At 65.0% G+C, this 18,483-nt stretch carries 19 protein-coding genes; 11 read left to right on the forward strand and 8 right to left on the reverse strand.

Annotated features, from left to right (window positions below; genetic code table 11):
- Nucleotides 1-143: 143 nt before the first annotated feature.
- From atzF to urtE, 8 genes are read left to right on the forward strand one after another with little or no spacing between them, the layout of a single operon-like run.
- Complete coding sequence (atzF, locus tag IT763_RS06465; protein ID WP_206195270.1) at nt 144-1,973, forward strand: allophanate hydrolase; 1,830 nt, start codon at nt 144-146, stop codon at nt 1,971-1,973.
- A 2-nt stretch (nt 1,974-1,975) separates the two neighbouring features.
- On the forward strand, nt 1,976-5,596 hold the full coding sequence (gene uca, locus IT763_RS06470; protein ID WP_206195271.1) for an urea carboxylase: 3,621 nt from the start codon (nt 1,976-1,978) through the stop codon (nt 5,594-5,596).
- Between the two features lie 14 nt (nt 5,597-5,610).
- Nucleotides 5,611-6,330, forward strand: coding sequence for a GntR family transcriptional regulator (locus tag IT763_RS06475; protein ID WP_028128266.1), 720 nt, complete (start codon nt 5,611-5,613; stop codon nt 6,328-6,330).
- Between the two features lie 26 nt (nt 6,331-6,356).
- Nucleotides 6,357-7,625, forward strand: a complete 1,269-nt coding sequence (urtA, locus tag IT763_RS06480; protein WP_033640971.1) for an urea ABC transporter substrate-binding protein — start codon at nt 6,357-6,359, stop codon at nt 7,623-7,625.
- A 56-nt stretch (nt 7,626-7,681) separates the two neighbouring features.
- Nucleotides 7,682-9,262, forward strand: a complete 1,581-nt coding sequence (gene urtB, locus IT763_RS06485) for an urea ABC transporter permease subunit UrtB (RefSeq protein WP_206195272.1) — start codon at nt 7,682-7,684, stop codon at nt 9,260-9,262.
- A complete protein-coding gene (gene urtC, locus IT763_RS06490) occupies nt 9,262-10,338 on the forward strand; it encodes an urea ABC transporter permease subunit UrtC (protein ID WP_206195273.1) in 1,077 nt (358 codons plus the stop codon). Before urtB ends, urtC begins: the two co-directional genes overlap by 1 nt.
- A complete protein-coding gene (gene urtD, locus IT763_RS06495) occupies nt 10,335-11,141 on the forward strand; it encodes an urea ABC transporter ATP-binding protein UrtD (protein ID WP_019454685.1) in 807 nt (268 codons plus the stop codon). Before urtC ends, urtD begins: the two co-directional genes overlap by 4 nt.
- A 12-nt stretch (nt 11,142-11,153) precedes the next feature.
- Nucleotides 11,154-11,852 carry an urea ABC transporter ATP-binding subunit UrtE gene (urtE, locus tag IT763_RS06500; RefSeq protein ID WP_028127913.1) on the forward strand — a complete coding sequence of 233 codons (699 nt, stop codon included), beginning with the start codon at nt 11,154-11,156 and terminating at the stop codon, nt 11,850-11,852.
- Between the two features lie 7 nt (nt 11,853-11,859).
- On the opposite strand, the gene IT763_RS06505 is transcribed toward urtE, so the two are convergent.
- Together IT763_RS06505 and IT763_RS06510 are read right to left on the reverse strand one after the other, a co-directional pair.
- A complete protein-coding gene (locus tag IT763_RS06505) occupies nt 11,860-12,159 on the reverse strand; it encodes a type II toxin-antitoxin system RelE/ParE family toxin (protein WP_042783942.1) in 300 nt (99 codons plus the stop codon).
- The gene (locus IT763_RS06510) at nt 12,144-12,407 is read right to left on the reverse strand and encodes a type II toxin-antitoxin system ParD family antitoxin (protein ID WP_049299497.1); all 264 of its coding nucleotides are present in this window, start codon (nt 12,405-12,407) and stop codon (nt 12,144-12,146) included. Before IT763_RS06510 ends, IT763_RS06505 begins: the two co-directional genes overlap by 16 nt.
- Nucleotides 12,408-12,541: 134 nt before the next feature.
- Between IT763_RS06510 and IT763_RS06515 the strand changes: the two genes are divergently transcribed.
- Complete coding sequence (locus tag IT763_RS06515) at nt 12,542-13,054, forward strand: DUF2165 family protein (RefSeq protein ID WP_016928579.1); 513 nt, start codon at nt 12,542-12,544, stop codon at nt 13,052-13,054.
- A gap of 22 nt (nt 13,055-13,076) precedes the next feature.
- Here IT763_RS06515 and IT763_RS06520 read toward each other — a convergent pair whose 3' ends face one another.
- From IT763_RS06520 to IT763_RS06540, 5 genes are all read right to left on the reverse strand, one after another.
- Nucleotides 13,077-13,589, reverse strand: a complete 513-nt coding sequence (locus tag IT763_RS06520; RefSeq protein ID WP_016928578.1) for a GNAT family N-acetyltransferase — start codon at nt 13,587-13,589, stop codon at nt 13,077-13,079.
- A 24-nt stretch (nt 13,590-13,613) separates the two neighbouring features.
- Nucleotides 13,614-13,919: a type II toxin-antitoxin system RelE/ParE family toxin gene (locus tag IT763_RS06525; protein WP_028127915.1), complete on the reverse strand. Its 306-nt coding sequence runs from the start codon at nt 13,917-13,919 to the stop codon at nt 13,614-13,616.
- A 1-nt stretch (nt 13,920) separates the two neighbouring features.
- Nucleotides 13,921-14,181: a type II toxin-antitoxin system Phd/YefM family antitoxin gene (locus IT763_RS06530; protein ID WP_016928576.1), complete on the reverse strand. Its 261-nt coding sequence runs from the start codon at nt 14,179-14,181 to the stop codon at nt 13,921-13,923.
- 68 nt (nt 14,182-14,249) lie between these two features.
- Nucleotides 14,250-15,485 (reverse strand): FAD-dependent oxidoreductase, encoded by a 1,236-nt coding sequence (locus tag IT763_RS06535; RefSeq protein WP_028128268.1) that lies wholly within the window; start codon nt 15,483-15,485, stop codon nt 14,250-14,252.
- Between the two features lie 76 nt (nt 15,486-15,561).
- On the reverse strand, nt 15,562-16,131 hold the full coding sequence (locus IT763_RS06540; protein ID WP_206195274.1) for a DUF4865 family protein: 570 nt from the start codon (nt 16,129-16,131) through the stop codon (nt 15,562-15,564).
- A 105-nt stretch (nt 16,132-16,236) separates the two neighbouring features.
- Between IT763_RS06540 and IT763_RS06545 the strand changes: the two genes are divergently transcribed.
- Nucleotides 16,237-17,106 carry a LysR substrate-binding domain-containing protein gene (locus IT763_RS06545; RefSeq protein WP_016928573.1) on the forward strand — a complete coding sequence of 290 codons (870 nt, stop codon included), beginning with the start codon at nt 16,237-16,239 and terminating at the stop codon, nt 17,104-17,106.
- Here IT763_RS06545 and sseA read toward each other — a convergent pair.
- Nucleotides 17,103-17,948 carry a 3-mercaptopyruvate sulfurtransferase gene (gene sseA / locus IT763_RS06550; RefSeq protein WP_206195275.1) on the reverse strand — a complete coding sequence of 282 codons (846 nt, stop codon included), beginning with the start codon at nt 17,946-17,948 and terminating at the stop codon, nt 17,103-17,105. The genes IT763_RS06545 and sseA overlap by 4 nt on opposite strands.
- 106 nt (nt 17,949-18,054) lie before the next feature.
- Here sseA and IT763_RS06555 point away from each other — a divergent pair, with 106 nt between their 5' ends.
- A complete protein-coding gene (locus IT763_RS06555) occupies nt 18,055-18,480 on the forward strand; it encodes an NUDIX hydrolase (protein WP_206195276.1) in 426 nt (141 codons plus the stop codon).
- Nucleotides 18,481-18,483: the final 3 nt, after the last annotated feature.

An 18,483-nucleotide genomic window follows, 5' to 3' on the forward strand; every position in this document is an offset into this window, starting at 1 on the left:
TCCCCGCTGCGCGCCGCTGGTGCAGCCCGTTCGCCGCCGTCGTCATAAGTTTTAATTATAATTTATTGAAATCATGAGATTAAAAACTGGCACGCCGGTTGCTCTGTTGAATCCCATCTTGTGTACCAGATGGAATTCAGTCGATGAGCGAACCTGTTGAAGCGTGCGGTTTTACCCTCAGTGAATGGCAGCACCATTATCAAACCCGTCCGGCGGGCGAGCGCCTCGCCTGCGTCAGTGCGACGATCGAAACGTTGGTCGCCGGCCTGAACCCGGACGATAACGCCTGGCTGTATCTCGCCACGCCGGCGCAGCGCGAGCAGCAGTATCAACAGCTGGCGCAACGGCTGGCGGCGGTCGCCGGCGATCTCAGCCGCCTGCCGCTGTTCGGCGTGCCCTTCGCCATCAAAGACAATATCGACGTCGGCGGCTGGCCGACCAGCGCCGCCTGCCCGGCGTTCACCTACCAGGCCGCGGCGGACGCTACCGTGGTCGCCCACCTGCGCGCCGCCGGGGCGATCGCCCTCGGTAAAACCAACCTCGACCAGTTCGCTACCGGGTTGGTGGGCACCCGCTCACCTTATGGCGCGGTGGTCAACAGCTTCGACAGCCGCTACGTCAGCGGCGGTTCCAGTTCCGGCTCCGCCTCGGTGGTGGCGCGCGGCCTGGTGCCGTTTGCGCTGGGCACCGACACCGCCGGTTCGGGACGCGTGCCCGCCGGGTTCAACAACATCGTCGGGCTGAAGCCGACCAAGGGGCGGTTATCCAACCGCGGCGTGGTGCCGGCCTGCCGGTTGAACGATACGGTGTCGGTCTTCGCGCTGACGGTGGCCGACGCCGCGCAGGTGGCGGAACTGGCGAGCGGCTTTGACGCGGCAGACCCGTATTCCCGCCCCGATCCGCATACCGCGCCGGCGGATATCCCCGCCGCGCCGCGTTTCGCCGTTCCCGCCCAGCTGGAGTTTTTCGGCGACGTGCAGGCCGAGCGGGCGTTTCACCAGGCGCTGGCGCAGCTGCGGGCGGGCGGCGCCACGCTGGAACCCCTCGATTTCGCGCCGTTTCGCACCCTGGCGGAACAGCTGTATTACGGCCCCTGGGTGGCGGAGCGCACGGTAGCCATTGAGCAGGTGCTGGAAGCGAACCCGCAGGCCATCGATCCGGTGGTGCGCGGCATCGTCGGCAACGGCCTCGGCTACAGCGCCTGCGACGCCTACAAGGCGGAATACCTGCGCGCCGAGCTGGCGCGGCAAATCGCCCAGCGGCTGGCGCCGTTCGACGCGCTGGTGGTGCCGACCGCGCCCACTATCCGCACCCTGGCGGAGATGGCGCAGGAGCCGGTGCTGTTCAATTCGCAGTTCGGCACTTACACCAATTTCACCAACCTGGCCGATCTGAGCGCGCTGGCGCTGCCGGGGCCGCTGCGCGAAGACGGTCTGCCGGCGGGCATCACTCTGATTGCGCCCGCCTGGCATGACCGGGCGCTGGCGGCGTTTGGCCTGCGTTGGCAACGGCAAAGCGCCTTGCCGCTCGGGGCCATCGGCCGGGCATTGCCGCCGCAGCCTGTGCCTGCGCCGTCCACAGTGCATGTGCGTCTGGCGGTAGTGGGCGCTCACCTCAGCGGCATGCCGCTCAACGTCCAACTGACGCAGCGCGATGCGGTGCGGGTGGAACAAACCGTCACCGCTCCCTGTTACCGCCTGTACGCGTTGGCAGATACCGAGCCGCCGAAGCCGGGGCTGGCGCGCGCGGCGCAGGGGGCGGCGATCCGCGTTGAGCTGTGGGACATCCCGCTGGCCCGTTTCGGCGAGTTTGTGGCGGAAATTCCGGCGCCATTGGGCATCGGCACGCTGCTGCTGGCGGACGGCCGACGGGTGAAGGGGTTTATCTGCGAAGCCTGGGCGCTGGAAGGCGCCACGGATATCACTGAGTTTGGCGGCTGGCGTGATTATCTCGCCAGCGTTGAGGGGGCATGAACATGTTTACTACCGTACTGATCGCTAACCGCGGCGAAATCGCCTGCCGCGCCATTCGCACCCTGAAACGCCTGGGCGTCACCAGCGTGGCGGTCTACTCCGACGCCGACCGCAATGCGCCGCACGTCGCCGAGGCCGACAGGGCGGTGGCGCTCGGCGGCGACAAGGCCGCCGACAGCTACCTGCGCATCGACAAGATCCTCGCGGCGGCCGCCGCCACCGGCGCGCAGGCGATCTACCCCGGCTACGGCTTTTTGTCCGAGAGCGCCGAGTTTGCCGATGCCTGCGAAGCGGCGGGCATCGCCTTTATCGGCCCGACGGCGGCGCAGATGCGCGAGTTCGGCCTCAAGCACCGGGCGCGCGAGCTGGCGGCGTTGGCCGGGGTGCCGATGACGCCGGGCACCGGCTTGCTGGAGAGCGTTGAGCAGGCGGTTACCGCCGCCGCGCGCATCGGCTACCCGGTGATGCTGAAAAGCACCGCCGGCGGCGGCGGCATCGGTCTGACGCGCTGTGACGACGAGGCGGCGCTGCGCGACGCGTACGACAGCGTCAAACGGCTGGGAGAGCAGTTCTTCCGCGACGCCGGCGCCTTTATCGAACGCTTCGTCGATCGGGCGCGCCACGTCGAGGTACAGATTTTCGGTGACGGCCAGGGGCGGGTGGCGGCGCTCGGCGAGCGCGACTGTTCGCTGCAGCGGCGCAACCAAAAGGTGGTGGAGGAAACCCCGGCGCCGCACCTGCCGGCGGCGACTCGCCAGGCGCTGCATCGGGCGGCGGTGGCGCTGGGCGAGTCGGTGAATTACCGCAGCGCCGGCACCGTAGAGTTTATCTATGACGCCGCGCGCGACGAGTTTTACTTTCTGGAAGTGAACACCCGCTTACAGGTCGAGCACCCGGTCACCGAAATGGTCACCGGCCTGGATCTGATCGCATGCATGCTGCAGGTGGCGGCGGGCGACGCGCTGGATTGGGCGGCGCTGCAACGCGCGCCGCAGGGCGCGGCGATCGAAGTGCGTCTCTACGCCGAAGATCCGCTGAAAAACTTCCAGCCCAGCCCTGGCGTGCTGACCGAGGTGCATTTCCCTGACGACGTGCGCCTCGACGGTTGGGTGGCGACCGGCAGCGAAGTGTCGGCGTTTTACGACCCGATGATCGCCAAGCTGATCGTGCACGGCGCCGATCGGGCGCAGGCGCTGGAAAAACTGCGCGTGGCGCTGGCGGCGACCCGTTTGCACGGCATCACCACCAACCTCGACTACCTGCGGCAGGTGATCGCCACGCCGCAATTTCAGCGCGGCGACGTCTGGACGCGCCTGCTGGACGATGTGCGTTTCCAGCCGCACTGCCTCGAAGTGCTGCAACCCGGCACCTACAGCAGCGTGCAGGATTATCCCGGCCGCCTCGGCTATTGGGACATCGGCGTGCCGCCGTCCGGCCCGATGGACGACTTCGCGTTTCGACTGGCCAACCGCATCGTCGGCAACCACCCGGCGGCGGCCGGGCTGGAGTTTACCCTGCAGGGGCCGACGCTGCGCTTTCACTGCGACGCCACCATCGCGCTGACGGGCGCGAGCTGCCCGGCCGAACTGGATGGCGAGGCGGTTGCGTATTGGCGGCCGATCGCGGTGCGGGCCGGGCAGGTATTGACGCTGGGGCGCGCCACACACGGCTGCCGCACTTATCTGGCGGTACGCAACGGCTTTGACGTGCCGGTGTATCTCGGCAGCCGCTCCACCTTCGCGCTGGGCCAGTTCGGCGGCCACGCCGGGCGCACCTTGCGCGTGGCGGACATGCTGGCGATCGCCCAACCGGCGCTGGCGGCCAGCACCACGCCGGCGCCGATCGCCGCGCCGCAGGCGATGGACGACAGCCTGATCCCGCACTACGGCGACCAGTGGCACATCGGCGTGCTGTACGGGCCGCACGGCGCGCCGGACTTTTTCACCGCTGAATCGATAGAGGCCTTCTTCGCCACCGACTGGCAGGTGCATTACAACTCCAACCGCCTCGGAGTGCGCCTGGCGGGGCCGAAGCCCGAGTGGGCGCGGGAGGACGGCGGCGAGGCCGGTTTGCATCCTTCCAACGTGCACGACTGCGAGTACGCCATCGGCGCCATCAACTTCACCGGCGACTTCCCGGTGATCCTGACCCGCGACGGGCCCAGCCTCGGCGGCTTCGTCTGCCCGGTGACCATCGCCAAGGCCGAACTGGGGAAAGTGGGGCAGGTGAAGCCGGGCGACCGCATCCGGTTCCATCCGATCGGCTTCCGGCAGGCGCAGTCGCTGGAGCAGGCGCAGCTCGGCAGCATCGAAGCGCTGGCGGCGGTGAAGGCCATCACCCTGCCGCCGCCGGATCTCGCCCCGGCGGATAGCATTTCCGCCGCGGTGCTGGCGGCGCTGCCGGCGGCGGACGGGCGCCCGGCGGTGGCGTATCGCCAGGCGGGGGACGGCTACATCCTGATGGAGTACGGCGACAACGTGCTCGATCTGGCGCTGCGGCTGCGCATACATCTGCTGATGCAGTCGCTGCGGCAGGAGGCGATCCCGGGTGTAGCGGAGCTGGCGCCGGGCGTGCGTTCGCTGCAGATCCGCTACGACAGCCGGCTGATAAGCCAGGCCGACCTGCTGCAGCGCCTGCTGGCGCGCGAACGGGCGCTGGGGGACGTCAGCCGCCTGAAGGTGCCGACGCGCACCGTCTGGCTGCCGATGGCGTTCGAGGATTCGGCCACGCTGGGGGCGGTGGATCGCTATCAGCAGACGGTGCGCGCCTCGGCGCCCTGGCTGCCGAACAATGTCGATTTCATTCAGCGTATCAACGGTCTGAGCCAACGCGAGCAGGTGCGCGACATTCTGTTCGACGCCAGCTACCTGATCCTCGGGCTGGGAGACGTCTACCTCGGCGCGCCCTGCGCGGTGCCGCTCGATCCGCGCCATCGCCTGCTGAGCTCCAAATATAACCCGGCGCGCACCCACACCGCCGAAGGGACGGTCGGCATCGGCGGCATGTACATGTGCATCTACGGCATGGACTCGCCGGGCGGTTACCAGCTGGTCGGGCGCACGCTGCCGATCTGGAACAAGTTTCTCAAAAACCCGCAGTTCACCGCCGGTGAACCCTGGCTGCTGCGCTTCTTCGATCAGGTGCGCTTCTATCCGGTCAGCGAGCAAGAGTTGGACGAGCAGCGCGAAGCGTTCCGTGAAGGGCGCATGCAGGTGCGCATCGAAGAGAGCGAGTTCGACTTCGCCGCCTACACCCGTTTCCTGGCCGACAACGCCGAGGCGATCGCCGACTTCCAGCATCGCCAGCAACAGGCGTTCAGCGCCGAAGTGGCGCGCTGGCGCAGCGATGACGACGAGGCCGAGGCGCAGCTGTTGCCGCCGGAGGAAGAAGACGCCATCGACGGCGATCTGGTCAGCGCCGATCTGAACGGCAGCGTGTGGAAGATCCTGGTGGAACCGGGGCAGGCGGTGGCGGCCGGGCAGCCGCTGATCGTGGTCGAGGCGATGAAAATGGAGCTGGCGGTCACCGCGCCGCGCGCCGGGATCGTTAAACGCATCAGCTGTCGGCAGGGGCGGCCGGTCGGGCCGGGCGACGCCCTGCTGTGGCTGGAAAAGGCGGTCTGAACGGAGGAGCGATGATGCAAATCACCAACGGAGAGCACAAGGCGCGCCCGGAGGGGCTGGCGGAGCGCATTTATCTGCAGCTCAAGGCCGACATCTTCGAGTTTCGCCTGCTGCCGGGCGATCGCTTCAGCGAAAGCGACGTGGCGCAGCGCATGGCGGCCAGCCGCACGCCGGTGCGTCAGGCGCTGTTTCGGCTGGAGCGCGAAGGCTATGTCGAGGTGCTGTTTCGCAGCGGCTGGCAGGTGCGGCCGTTCGACTTCGCCTACTTCGAAGAGCTGTACGACCTGCGCATCGTGCTGGAACAAGAGGCGGTGAAACGGCTGTGCGAACGCCCGGCCGGGGAAACGCCGGACGCGCTGGCGGCGCTGAGCCATTTTTGGACCGCAGCGCCGCGCCTGGCGGACGGCAAGGCGGTGTCGCAGCACGATGAGCAGTTTCATCAGGCGTTGGTGGCCGCGGCGGGCAACGGCGAAATGGCGCGCATTCACCGCGAACTGACCGAAAAGATCCGCATCATTCGCCGGCTGGATTTCACCCAGCAGGCGCGGGTGGACGCCACCTACCGCGAGCACGCCGCCATTTTGCAGGCGATCCTGCGGCGGCAAAGCGGGGCGGCGCAAACGCTGCTCGGCGAGCACATCGCCGTCAGCAAGGCAGAGGTACGAAAAATAACGCTGCACATGTTGCACCAGGCGCGGGCTCAGCAGCCTGCGCGCTCGGCGCAACAATTTTGATTTCACACACATCGGGAGTTTGAACTATGCAACGTCGTCGTTTTATCAAAGCTTTTGCGCTGTCCGCCGCCGCGATCGGTATGGGCCTGGCCTGGAGCGCGCAGGCCGCCGACACCATCAAGGTCGGCATTCTGAGTTCGCTCTCCGGCACCATGGCGATTTCCGAGACGCCGCTGAAGGATGTGGCGCTGATGACCATCGACGAGATCAACGCCAAAGGCGGGGTGCTCGGCAAAAAGCTGGAGCCGGTGGTGGTGGATCCGGCCTCCAACTGGCCGCTGTTCGCCGAAAAGGCGCGCCAGCTGCTGAGCCAGGACAAGGTGGCGGCGGTGTTTGGCTGCTGGACCTCGGTGTCGCGCAAGTCGGTGCTGCCGGTGTTTGAGGAGCTGAACGGACTGCTGTTCTACCCGGTGCAATACGAAGGCGAAGAGATGTCGCCGAACGTGTTCTACACCGGCGCGGCGCCGAACCAGCAGGCGATCCCGGCGGTGGAATACCTGCTGAGCGAGGACGGCGGCGGCGCCAAGCGCTTCTTCCTGCTGGGCACCGATTACGTCTATCCGCGCACCACCAACAAGATCCTGCGCGCCTTCCTGCACAGCAAAGGCGTGCAGGACAAGGATATCGAAGAGGTCTATACGCCGTTCGGCTACAGCGATTACCAGACCATCGTCGCCAACATCAAGAAATTCGCCGCCGGCGGCAACACCGCGGTGATCTCCACCATCAACGGCGATTCCAACGTGCCGTTCTACAAAGAACTCGCCAACCAGGGCGTCAAGGCCACCGACGTGCCGGTGATCGCCTTCTCGGTCGGCGAGGAAGAGCTGCGCGGCATCGACACCAAACCGCTGGTGGGCAACCTGGCGGCCTGGAACTACTTCGAATCGCTGGATAACCCGACCAACAAACAGTTTGTCAGCCAGTGGAAAGCCTACGCCAAGGCGCACAATCTGCCGAATTACGCCACCGCGGTGACCAACGATCCGATGGAAGCCACCTACGTCGGCCTCCACATGTGGGCGCAGGCGGTGGAAAAGGCCGGCACTACCGACGTCGATAAGGTGCGCGCCGCGATGGCCGGGCAAACCTTCGCCGCGCCGTCGGGCTTCACGCTGACCATGGACAAGACCAATCACCACCTGCACAAACCGGTGATGATTGGCGAGATCGAGGGCAACGGGCAGTTCAACGTGGTGTGGCAGACCGAAGCGCCGGTGCGCGCGCAGCCGTGGAGTCCCTATATCGCCGGCAACGACAAAAAACCGGATTACCCGGTGAAAGGCGGCAAGTAACGTCACTCAGCGCCGGCGCGGCTCGACGCGCGCCGGCCCAACAGAAGAGGCAGCTGATGCAATCTCCGTTTTTATCCTCTCTGCGCGCCGGGCTGTGGCTGTTGTGCGCCTGGCCCCTGCTGGCGCAGGCCAGGCCGGCCGATGAGTTCGCGGCGGCCAATCGCGCGCAGCAGGCCAAACTGCTGCAGGCGTGGGCGGCCGAGCCGGACGCCGCGCGCCTGCCGTTGCTGCAGGGGCTGCAGCAGGAAACCGTGGCGATCGACGAGGCGAAGCGCGCCTTTATCCGCCAGGGCGATCGCTATCTGCCGCTTGAAGGTGAGGCGGCCCCGGTTGGCGAGCCGAAGAAGGTGTGGCTGAACAACCGGCTGCGCATTCTGATCGCCAATGCGTTGTCGGCGCAGCGGCTGGTCAGCGCGGACGCGGCGGTGCGGCTGCAGGCGGCGACCGCGCTGCAGCGCGAAGCGCAGGGCGAGCAGCTGCCGCTGTTGACCCGGCGGCTGGCGCAGGAGAAAGACCCGCAGGTGCGCGACGCGCTGAGCATTGCGCTGGCGAACCTGCAATTGGCCGACGCCAGCCCGCAGGTGCGTTTCAATGCGGTGCGGCTGCTGGGGGAATCGGGCGAGCCGGAAACCCGCGCGCGGCTGCAGGCGTTGACCGACGCGGCCAATGAGCCGGACGCCGCGGTGCGCGCCGAGGCGCAACGCAGCCTGCAGCGCGTGCAGCACCGCCTGATGATCGGCGATCTGCTCGGCCAGGCGTTCAGCGGCCTGTCGCTCGGTTCGATCCTGCTGCTGGCGGCGCTCGGCCTGGCGATCACCTACGGCCTGCTCGGCGTCATCAATATGGCGCACGGCGAAATGCTGATGCTCGGCGCCTATTCGGCCTATCTGGTGCAGGGGGTGTTTCAGCAATTTGCGCCGCAGTGGCTGGCGCTCTATCCGCTGGCGGCGCTGCCGGTGGCGTTCGCCATCACCGCCGGGATCGGCATGGCGCTTGAGCGTACGGTGATCCGCCACCTGTACGGCCGGCCGCTGGAAACCCTGCTGGCCACCTGGGGCATCAGCCTGGTGCTGATCCAACTGGTGCGGGTGCTGTTCGGCGCGCAGAACGTCGAGGTCGCCAACCCGGCGTGGCTGTCGGGCGGCGTGCAGCTGTTGCCGAACCTGGTGTTGCCGTGGAACCGCATCGCGGTGATCGCGTTCGTGCTGCTGGTGCTGGCGTTGACCTGGCTGCTGCTGAACAAGACCCGGCTCGGCATGAACGTGCGCGCGGTGACGCAAAACCGCGCGATGGCGGCCTGCTGCGGCGTGCCCACCGGGCGGGTGGACATGCTGGCCTTCGGGTTGGGATCCGGCATCGCCGGGCTCGGCGGGGTGGCGCTGTCGCAGTTGGGTAACGTCGGGCCGGAGCTGGGGCAAGGTTACATCATCGATTCGTTCCTGGTGGTGGTGCTCGGCGGCGTCGGCCAGCTGGCGGGGACGGTGGCGGCGGCCTTCGGTCTCGGCATCGTCAACAAGATCCTCGAACCGCAGATCGGCGCCGTGCTGGGCAAGATCCTGATCCTGGTGCTGATCGTTCTGTTTATTCAAAAGCGTCCGCAGGGGCTGTTCGCCCTTAAGGGCAGGGTGATTGACTGATGAGCCAACCATTGACCGTAACCGGCGTGCAGAAAGCGCCCCGGCTGGCGTTGAGCATCGGCGGGTTGGCGTTGCTGGCGCTGCTGGTGATGCCGTTCATGACGCTGTTGCCGGCGGATCATCCGCTGGCGGTGTCCACCTATACCCTGACGCTGGCGGGCAAGATCCGGTGCTACGCGGTGGTGGCGGTGGCGCTCGATCTGGTGTGGGGCTATGCCGGGCTGCTGTCGCTCGGCCACGGGCTATTCTTCGCGCTCGGCGGCTACGCCATGGGCATGTACCTGATGCGGCAGGCGGCGGGCGACGGGCTGCCGGCGTTTATGGCGTTCCTCTCCTGGAATGAGCTGCCGTGGTTCTGGAGCGGCACCCAGCATTTCGCCTGGGCGCTGTGCCTGATCGTGCTGGTGCCGGGCCTGTTGGCTTTCCTGTTCGGCTACTTCGCCTTTCGCTCGAAAATCAAAGGGGTGTATTTCTCGATCATGACCCAGGCGCTGACCTATGCCGGCATGCTGCTGTTCTTTCGCAACGAGACCGGTTTCGGCGGCAATAACGGCTTTACCGGTTTCACCACGCTGCTCGGCTTTCCCATCACCGCCGCCGGCACGCGGGTGGCGCTGTTCCTGGCGACGGTGCTGCTGCTGGCCGCCAGCCTGGCCATCGGCTTTGTGCTGGCGCGCAGCAAGTTCGGCCGGGTGCTGACCGCGGTGCGCGATGCGGAAAACCGCCTGACCTTCTGCGGCTACGATCCGAAGGGCTTCAAGCTGTTCGTCTGGACGCTGTCGGCGGTGCTGTGCGGGCTGGCCGGCGCGCTCTATGTGCCGCAGGTCGGCATCATCAACCCCGGCGAAATGTCGCCGACCAACTCGATCGAGGCCGCCATTTGGGTCGCCCTCGGCGGGCGCGGCACCCTGGTGGGGCCGCTGCTCGGCGCCGGCATCGTCAACGGCGCCAAGAGCTGGTTCACCATGGCCATTCCCGAATACTGGCAGTTTTTCCTCGGCCTGATGTTTATCGTCGTCACGCTGTTTCTCCCGAAAGGAGTGATTGGCCTGCTGCGTCGGAGGAAAAGCTCATGAAGGCGATGCAAGTGACCGACGAACTGTTTACCCACCCGCTGCCGGCGGATAAATACCGGCAGCAAACCGATCCGGTGCTGCAGCTCGACAATATCAACGTCAGCTTCGACGGTTTTCGCGCGCTGACCGATCTGTCGCTGCGCATTGGCGTCGGTGAACTGCGCTGCGTGATCGGCCCCAACGGCGCCGGCAAGACCACGCTGATGGATGTGATCACCGGTAAGACCCGGCCGGACAGCGGCAGGGTGTTTTACGATCAGACCGTCGATCTGACCCGGCTGGCGCCGATGCAGATCGCCCACGCCGGCATCGGCCGCAAGTTTCAAAAACCGACGGTGTTCGAGGCGCTGACGGTGTTCGAAAATCTGGAGATCGCCCAGAAAACCCGTAAGTCGGTGTGGGCCTGCCTGCGCGCCCGCCTGAGCAGCGAACAGCGCGACCGCATCGACGAGATGCTGAAGACCCTGCGGCTGGGGCATGAACGCCACCGGCCCGCCGGGCTGCTGTCCCACGGGCAGAAACAGTTTCTCGAGATCGGCATGCTGCTGGTGCAGGAGCCGCACCTGCTGCTGCTCGACGAGCCGGCGGCCGGCATGACCGACGCCGAAACCGACTACACCGCCGAACTGTTCCGCGAGCTGGCGGGCAAGCATTCGCTGATGGTGGTGGAGCACGATATGGGGTTTGTGGAGACCATCGCCGATCGCGTGACGGTGCTGCATCAGGGGCAGGTGCTGGCGGAAGGATCGCTGGCGCAGGTGCAGGCCGATGAGCGAGTTATTGAGGTATATCTGGGGCGCTGAGGAGGCGTAATGATGCTGCAGGTAGAGGAATTGAATCAATATTACGGCGGCAGCCACATTCTGCGCGGCCTGTCGTTCGAGGCGCGCATCGGCGAGGTGACCTGCCTGCTGGGGCGCAACGGCGTGGGCAAGACCACGCTGCTGAAATGCCTGATGGGGCTGGTCCCGGCGCGCAGCGGCAGCGTCCGTTGGCGGGGCGAAGCCATCACCGGTAAAAAGCCGCATCAGCGGGTGCAGGCGGGCATCGCCTATGTGCCGCAGGGGCGGGAAATTTTCCCGCGCCTGACGGTGGAGGAAAATCTGCTGATGGGGCTGGCGCGTTTTTCCGGCGCCGACGCGCGCGCGGTGCCGGATCCGATCTATGAACTGTTTCCGGTGCTGCGTCAAATGAAGGATCGGCGCGGCGGCGATCTCTCTGGCGGGCAGCAACAGCAGCTGGCGATCGGCCGGGCGCTGGCCTGCCGGCCGCAGCTGTTGATCCTCGACGAACCGACGGAAGGGATCCAGCCTTCGGTGATCAAGGAGATCGGCGCGGTGATCAAACAGCTGGCGGCGCGGGGCGATATGGCGATCCTGCTGGTGGAGCAGTTCTATGACTTCGCCGCCGATCTGGCGGACAGCTATCTGGTGATGTCGCGCGGCAGCATCGTGCAGCGCGGCGCCGGCAGCAATATGGAACAGGACGGCGTCCGCGGGCTGGTGGCGATTTAACGTTGGGTCAGCTGAAAAAGGATTGGCTGAGCGGATCGCGGGAATGATGCAGCACTCTGATGATATTCACCTCCCGCCTGTGCTGTCGAAAATAAATCAGGTGGTTGGCGACGGGCAATACCCATAGGCCGGGGCCGATTGCATCGATGTTTTTGCCGAGTTGGTGGTGGCTAAGGTTATCGAAAGCCTGATGCAGGCGGCGCAGATAATCTTCGGCCACCTGCAAGCCAAAGTGCGCCAACCCGTAAAAATAGATCTCTTCCATATCGTCCAACGCTTTTGGACGAACGGTTACTCTCCTGCGCATCCTTTTGCTTTGCCCCGTATTCTTTCCATGAACACATCACGATCCCATTCGACGGCTTCGCCGCTGTTCTCTCCTTCGGCGATCAAGCGCCTAAGCTCTTCCAGTTTTGAGGCGGCGGTACGTTCGCGCAAAGTGCGCACGGATTCGCGGATGACTTCGCTGGGCGTTCGGTAATCGCCGCTGGCCACCAGGTCTTCGACGAAGCTACGCAGTTCGTCACCCAGATCTACCGTTAGTGTTCTGCCCATTGTTCCTCCTCACTTTCGGCTATGCTGCGTCATTGTAAGATTAGTTCTTACATTGTGCACGTCAAACTATCAGGATCTCAATAGCGGTCCCGTCATGAGGACGGGAGCCACCCGTTTATTCATTAAGGATAACCATGAACGAAATCACTGTGTCACGCCTCGGTTGCATCGTCCTGTCTCTGTTTCCGGCCCTGTGGGGGCTGTTTAGCCTGTTGAACAATACGGCGGATTTCGCCGGCACCGCGCGCAATGCGGTGGGGCCGCTGCTCGCCATGCAGGATACTTATCAAACGCCGGGGCTGATGTGGCGCGCGATCCGCGCCGACTGGGCCTGCATGTTGGGGTTGGCGGTCATCACTACGCTGGAAGCGCTGGCCGGCCTATTCGCGGCCGCGGGCGTGGCGCTGATGATCGGGCGATTGAAAGGCCCTTATGCCGCCTTCGCCAAGGGCAAAGCCTGGGCGATGCTGGGGGCGCTTTGCGCAATTGCGGTGTGGGGCGTCGGTTTTATGGTGGTCGCCGGCGACTGGTTCATGGCCTGGCAGGCCAAGAAGGATCCGCTGGCGGTGCAGCTGGGGGCGCTGATCTACCTGGCGCCCAATGCGTTTGCCTTGCTGTTCCTGATGCTGCAGCGGGAGCCGCGCTAAACGACGGCGGAGCGGGGCGCGGTTACAGCGCCTTGCTCATATACCAGATGCCTATCGAGCCCTGGGCGCTGGTGTAGCAGGTCTCGCCACAAATGCTCAATCCCTGACGCTGATAAAAACGTTGGGCGCGGGTGTTGCGTTGCAGCACTTCCAGCCACAGCGTTTTTTGCCGGCGCTCGATGGCCCGCAGCTGCACCTGTTCGTACAGGCGCTGGCCATAGCCATTGCCGGCATGGCCCGGCAGGAAATAGATTTTCTGCAGCTCTGCGCCGCGGGTTTGCGTTGGCGCCAGCAGGCTGTCGACGTTGAGCCGCGCATAGCCGACGAGGGCGTCATTCTCATAGGCCAACAGCCAGCACACGTCGGGATCGCGCAGCGTCCGTTCCAGTGCGGAGACGGAAAAATCCTCCGCCAGAAAGGCTTCCAGCTCGTGCGGGTAGCGCCACAGCTCACCGAAGTGGGCGCGATAGGTGCGGATGCCGATATCGCGCACCAGGGTTAAATCTTCCAGCAATGCCTGACGAACGGTGAACATCAGTGCCCCTTTGAGTAAGAAAAATTACAGCCGTTGTTCCAGATGCCGGTGAGGCACCATCGCCTGATGCAGAATGGCGAGAACGGTGATGCCGGCAGGGCGGTTGCGGTAGTAGATCCTATGGCTGGCGTAAGGAAAACTGCGTATCTCTTCGCCCAGATCGTGGAAGTGAGCTTTACCCGCTTCCGGCATATCTGCCAAATGATGCATGACCTCTCTCAACTGCTCAAGATAGCGGCGAGATTGCGCTTGGCCCCAGTGCTCGATGGTGAAATGACGAATAGCCAGCAGATCTTGTTGGGCCTGCGGGGTGAGGCGAAACGCGGGCATCTCAGTCTGTTTCATCGGTGAGCAGACGGTTGAAGAAGGCATCGCCGTCTACCGCCTTACCGGCGTCTTCCTCGGCGGTAGCCTGCGCGATTTTTTGCTGCAGTGCGCTTAATTTGAGATCTTCCAGCGCCTGGTAATCTTCTACAGACATGACGACGGCGACCGGTTTGCCGTTGCGATTGATTTGCACCGGTTCACGCTGCGCCTTGAGCAGCAAATCGCCGAATTGGGTTTTGGCCTCGTTCGCGGTGAGTGCGTACATTTAATCGCTCCAGTTAATTAAATCGTTCGATTTAACCATTATACGGCGCGATGAAAAAATCACCAATGCTATTCCGGCGGGCAGGTTTCGTTGGACAGATGCCGCGGCGTTTCACGGCGAAAACCGAGGCCGATGATGCGGCCGAACAGGCGCGGCAGCCAGCGGCTGTTGCCGACGCGGGCGATCAGGCGCGAGCCGCCCGCCGCGCGGCGTTCGCCCGGTTTGCGCTGGCTCATTTTGATCTGCAGAAACTGGATGGCCCGGGTGGGAAATTCGCGCCGGCGCTGCACGCTCAGCAGATGCTTCAGCTGCAGCCGATGCTGGCGCAGCGGCGGGATCAGAGCGTTGGCGGCGGCCACCGCGTCCTGAATCGCCAGGTTGACGCCCACGCCGCCGATCGGCGACATGGCGTGCGCGGCGTCGCCGATGCACAGCACCCCCGGTTTGGCCCAGCGATCCAAACGATCGATGCGAATGCTCAGCAGTTTTACCTGATCCCACTCGACGATCTCCTGCAGGCGATCGTCCTGAAATGGCGCCACCTCGGCGAGGTGCAGTAAAAATTTCTCCAGCCCGCTGCGGCGGATCGCGTCGAAGCTGCCTTTGTCGATCGAATAGCCGCACTGCCAGTAGTCGCCGCGATCGATCATGATGAAGTTCTGTTTCGGCCCGGTATGGCCCATCGACCAGGCCGGATCGCCCGGCTGCTTGCTGAGCTTCATCCACACTACGTCGCGCGGCGCGCCGAAGGATCGGCTGCTGAGCGCCGCCTGTTCGCGCACCACCGAGTTGCGGCCGTCGGTGCCGATCACCAACTGGCTGCGCACGCGGATCGGGCCTTCCGGCGTGTCGGCCAGCACGCCGCACACCTGGCCGCGGTCGTACAGCAGCTGGTGAACCTGCGTCGAGGTCAGCAGCCTGAAGTTGGGGAAGGCGGCGGCCTGCTGGGCCAAAAAGTTGAGGAACTCCCACTGCGGCATAAAGGCGATAAATTTGCAGCGCGTCGGCAGGCGGGTGAAATCCGCCAGCTTGATGTCGCGCCCGGCGACTTCGGCGTGCAGGGACTCCGCACGCTGGTGCGGCAACGTCAGCAGTTCGTCGAGCAGACCCAGCTGGTGCATGACTTCCAGCGTCGACGGGTGAATGGTGTCACCGCGAAAATCGCGCAGGAAGTCGGCGTGCTTCTCCAGCACCGTCACATCGATCCCCGCCCGCGCCAGCAGATAGCCGAGCATCAGCCCGGCGGGGCCGCCTCCCACGATGCAGCAGGTGGTGGCGTAAGGTGTGATTGGTGATGACGACATGACGGTTGACCCCGGATAGCGGCCCGCATCCCGCGAGCCGCAAATGAATATGCAATTTTGATAATGATTATCAATATCAAGTTTGACTGTCAACCCGCGGCGCAGTGTGGTCAAAGGGCGCGGACAGATGGCCGACGCGGAACACTTGACCGTTTTGCGGCCGCGCCTGCGGCGGTTCACGCCAGACATCCAGCCGCACTAACCGCCACTCGGCGGGATCGAACGCCACGATGGAGGCCAGCGCGCCGGGCGCCGCCTGCTGTTGCCGACGCAGCGCAGGCAGATCGCTGTAGGGGGCGATGGCCCTTTCCTGACAGGTCGCCCAGGCGGCCTCGGCCAGATGAGGACGATCGAAATGCGCCAGCCACGGCAGCCAGTGATTGACGCGCGGCCAGCCGAACGCCTGGCTGAGGCCCCTGAAACCCTCGCCGATCAGGAAGTCGCTCATGCCGGCGCCGCTGTTCCACAGGTAGAAGGGAGCGTAGAGATTCTCGGCGCTGCCTTCGCTGCGCTGCGCGTACAGATAGGCTTTGACGATCAGCTGCGGGCAGGCGTCGAGCCGGTGGCCGACATCGGCGATGCGGCGGCGGACGATCGCCATGTCGTAATCGGCGGGCAGGGTGAAACGGTATTGCATCGCGAGCATAAGGATTCTCCTGAAAGACATTGACCGGGAGAGCGTGACACGCCATCTTTATTAGTAAAATCGGTATTATTTTGATTGATAGTTCAGAAAATCAGGATGGTCAGCATGGGGCGAATCACGTTCGATCTCGAGGATTTGCGCAGCTTCGTCACCGGCGTCGAGCTGGGCAGCTTCGCGAAGGCGGCTGAACGGCTGGGGCGTTCGACGTCGGCGGTCAGCGCCCACCTGAAAAAGCTGGAGCAGCAGGTCGGCGCGCCGATCCTGCGCAAGGCCGGACGCGGCATGGTGATGACCGAGGCGGGGGAGACCCTGCTCGGTTACGCGCGCCGCCTGCTGGAGCTCAATGACGAAGCCGCCGCCGCGGTGCGCGGGTTGGATCTGCAGGGCACGGTGCGGCTGGGGCTGCAGGAGGATTTCGGCGAGACGTTTCTGCCGCAGGTGTTGGGCAGCTTCGCGCGCGCCAATCCGAAGGTGCGCATCGAGGCGCGCATCGCGCGCAATGCCGAGCTGATCGACTGGGTGCTGAAAGGCCAGCTGGATCTGTCGCTGGCGTGGGACGGCGGTTTGAGCACGCCGTTTCATCAGGCGCTGGGGCAGCGGCAGTTGCACTGGATCGCGTCGCCCGGCTTCGCGCTGGCGCCGTGGCGAGAAGGGGACGAACCCTTGCCGTTGGTGATGTTCGACGCGCCCTGCCTGATGCGCAGCGCGGCGACGCAGGCGCTGGATCGCGCCGGCATTCCCTGGCGCATCGCCTTTAGCAGCCGCAGCCTGAACGGCGTGTGGGCGGCGGTGAGCGCCGGGTTGGGCGTTACGGTGCGCACGGCGGCGGGCTTACCGCCCGGCCTGTCGCCGCTGGCCCCCGATCTGCTGCCCGCTCTCGGCCAGCTCGGCGTGGTGCTGCACCGCGCCGAGGATCAGCCTTCGGCCGCCGTGCAGCGGCTGGCGCAGATCGTGGTCGAGCGGATCGAAACTTAATCTTGGGCGATAGGCTGCTTGCCGCTCAGCTGGCCCCATTCGCTCCAGGCGCCGTCATACAACTTGACCTGCGGCGCGCCGAGCGACAGCAGGCCAAACGCCAGCACCGCCGCCGTCACGCCGGAGCCGCAGCTGGTGATGATTGGGCCGTTGATGTCCACCCCCTTGTCGCTGAAGGTTTGGCGCAGCGCCTCCAATGATTTGAAGCGGCCGTTTTCCAGCAGCTCGCCGTACGGAATGTTGATGCTGCCGGGAATATGGCCGCGGTGCAGGCCGGGGCGCGGCTCTGGCGCTTCGGCATAAAAGCGCGGCGCGGCGCGCGCGTCGAGAATTTGCACCGGCGTGCCTAACGCCTGTTCCACTTGCCGCATATCCACCACCGCGTCGGCGTTGAACCGGGCGTTGAACGTCTGCGGTTCAGGCTGCGCCGGGCCGGTTGCCAGCGCCTGGCCTTGCGCGGTCCAGCCGTTCAGCCCTTCGTCCAGTACGTAAACATGCTGGGCGCCGAAATTGCGGAAGGTCCACCAGCCGCGCGGCGCGGAGAACTGGTTACCCTCATCGTAAATCACCAGGGTATCGCGCTCGCTGATGCCCAGCTTGCCCACCGCCTCGCCAAACTCCGCCGCCGTTGGCAGCATATGCGGCAGCGCGGTGTTTTTGTCCGCCACGTCGTCGATGTCGAAATAGACCGCGCCGGGGATATGGCCGCGTTCGAACTCGGCAAGCATGTCCTTTTTCGGCGTTAGCCCCACCGGCGACATCCGGACGTCGATCACCACCAGATTTTCATCGTTGATATGTTGCGCAAGCCATTGAGGGGTCACCAGAAACGGAGAGTTCATCGTTATTGTTCGCCTGTTGTGAAAACGGATTTTCACTATACACCAGGCCGCGCGGGGATGAAGTATGATGTTCAGTCAAAGGCAATGGGCCGGGAGCGAAGAAATCATGACGGATTGGGCGTTTGGCGGGGCCAAGATCGCACTGTTGTGCGGCGATCTCTTGTTGGTTTACCAACGGGACGACAAACCGGACATTCCGTGGCCCGGCCGGTGGGATCTGCCCGGCGGCGGGCGGGAAAACGGCGAAACGCCGCTGCAGTGCGTGCAGCGGGAGACGCAGGAAGAATTCGGCGTGGCGATCGCCGAACGTCAGGTTGTCTGGCGGCGGCGCTACGACGGCATTCTGCCCGGCTATCCCCCGACCTGGTTCATGGCCGGCGAGATCGCCCCCGCGCAGATCGCCGCCATACGTTTCGGCGACGAGGGACAGCGCTGGCGGATGATGCCGGTGGATCAGTTCATTCATCATCCGCAGGGCATCGACCATCTGCGTCGCCGGGTGGCGGAGTATTGGCGGCGGGGCGGTGGATGACGT

Origin of the sequence: Serratia sp. CMO1, assembly GCF_015689115.1 — a bacterium.
In the GTDB taxonomy this organism is placed as follows: domain Bacteria; phylum Pseudomonadota; class Gammaproteobacteria; order Enterobacterales; family Enterobacteriaceae; genus Serratia; species Serratia marcescens.

What these genes read in the sequence shown, in the direction of transcription:
- IT763_RS06505 (WP_042783942.1), bottom strand. Translation starts at nt 12,159, where the DNA reads ATGCGCAGGAGAGTAACCGTTCGTCCAAAAGCGTTGGACGATATGGAA.
- IT763_RS06555 (WP_206195276.1), top strand. Translation starts at nt 18,055, where the DNA reads ATGACGGATTGGGCGTTTGGCGGGGCCAAGATCGCACTGTTGTGCGGC.
- urtE (WP_028127913.1), top strand. Translation starts at nt 11,154, where the DNA reads ATGCTGCAGGTAGAGGAATTGAATCAATATTACGGCGGCAGCCACATT.
- IT763_RS06535 (WP_028128268.1), bottom strand. Translation starts at nt 15,485, where the DNA reads ATGTCGTCATCACCAATCACACCTTACGCCACCACCTGCTGCATCGTG.
- urtD (WP_019454685.1), top strand. Translation starts at nt 10,335, where the DNA reads ATGAAGGCGATGCAAGTGACCGACGAACTGTTTACCCACCCGCTGCCG.
- uca (WP_206195271.1), top strand. Translation starts at nt 1,976, where the DNA reads ATGTTTACTACCGTACTGATCGCTAACCGCGGCGAAATCGCCTGCCGC.
- atzF (WP_206195270.1), top strand. Translation starts at nt 144, where the DNA reads ATGAGCGAACCTGTTGAAGCGTGCGGTTTTACCCTCAGTGAATGGCAG.
- IT763_RS06530 (WP_016928576.1), bottom strand. Translation starts at nt 14,181, where the DNA reads ATGTACGCACTCACCGCGAACGAGGCCAAAACCCAATTCGGCGATTTG.
- IT763_RS06475 (WP_028128266.1), top strand. Translation starts at nt 5,611, where the DNA reads ATGCAAATCACCAACGGAGAGCACAAGGCGCGCCCGGAGGGGCTGGCG.
- IT763_RS06545 (WP_016928573.1), top strand. Translation starts at nt 16,237, where the DNA reads ATGGGGCGAATCACGTTCGATCTCGAGGATTTGCGCAGCTTCGTCACC.
- IT763_RS06510 (WP_049299497.1), bottom strand. Translation starts at nt 12,407, where the DNA reads ATGGGCAGAACACTAACGGTAGATCTGGGTGACGAACTGCGTAGCTTC.
- IT763_RS06540 (WP_206195274.1), bottom strand. Translation starts at nt 16,131, where the DNA reads ATGCTCGCGATGCAATACCGTTTCACCCTGCCCGCCGATTACGACATG.
- IT763_RS06515 (WP_016928579.1), top strand. Translation starts at nt 12,542, where the DNA reads ATGAACGAAATCACTGTGTCACGCCTCGGTTGCATCGTCCTGTCTCTG.
- urtA (WP_033640971.1), top strand. Translation starts at nt 6,357, where the DNA reads ATGCAACGTCGTCGTTTTATCAAAGCTTTTGCGCTGTCCGCCGCCGCG.
- urtC (WP_206195273.1), top strand. Translation starts at nt 9,262, where the DNA reads ATGAGCCAACCATTGACCGTAACCGGCGTGCAGAAAGCGCCCCGGCTG.
- IT763_RS06525 (WP_028127915.1), bottom strand. Translation starts at nt 13,919, where the DNA reads ATGCCCGCGTTTCGCCTCACCCCGCAGGCCCAACAAGATCTGCTGGCT.
- IT763_RS06520 (WP_016928578.1), bottom strand. Translation starts at nt 13,589, where the DNA reads ATGTTCACCGTTCGTCAGGCATTGCTGGAAGATTTAACCCTGGTGCGC.
- urtB (WP_206195272.1), top strand. Translation starts at nt 7,682, where the DNA reads ATGCAATCTCCGTTTTTATCCTCTCTGCGCGCCGGGCTGTGGCTGTTG.
- sseA (WP_206195275.1), bottom strand. Translation starts at nt 17,948, where the DNA reads ATGAACTCTCCGTTTCTGGTGACCCCTCAATGGCTTGCGCAACATATC.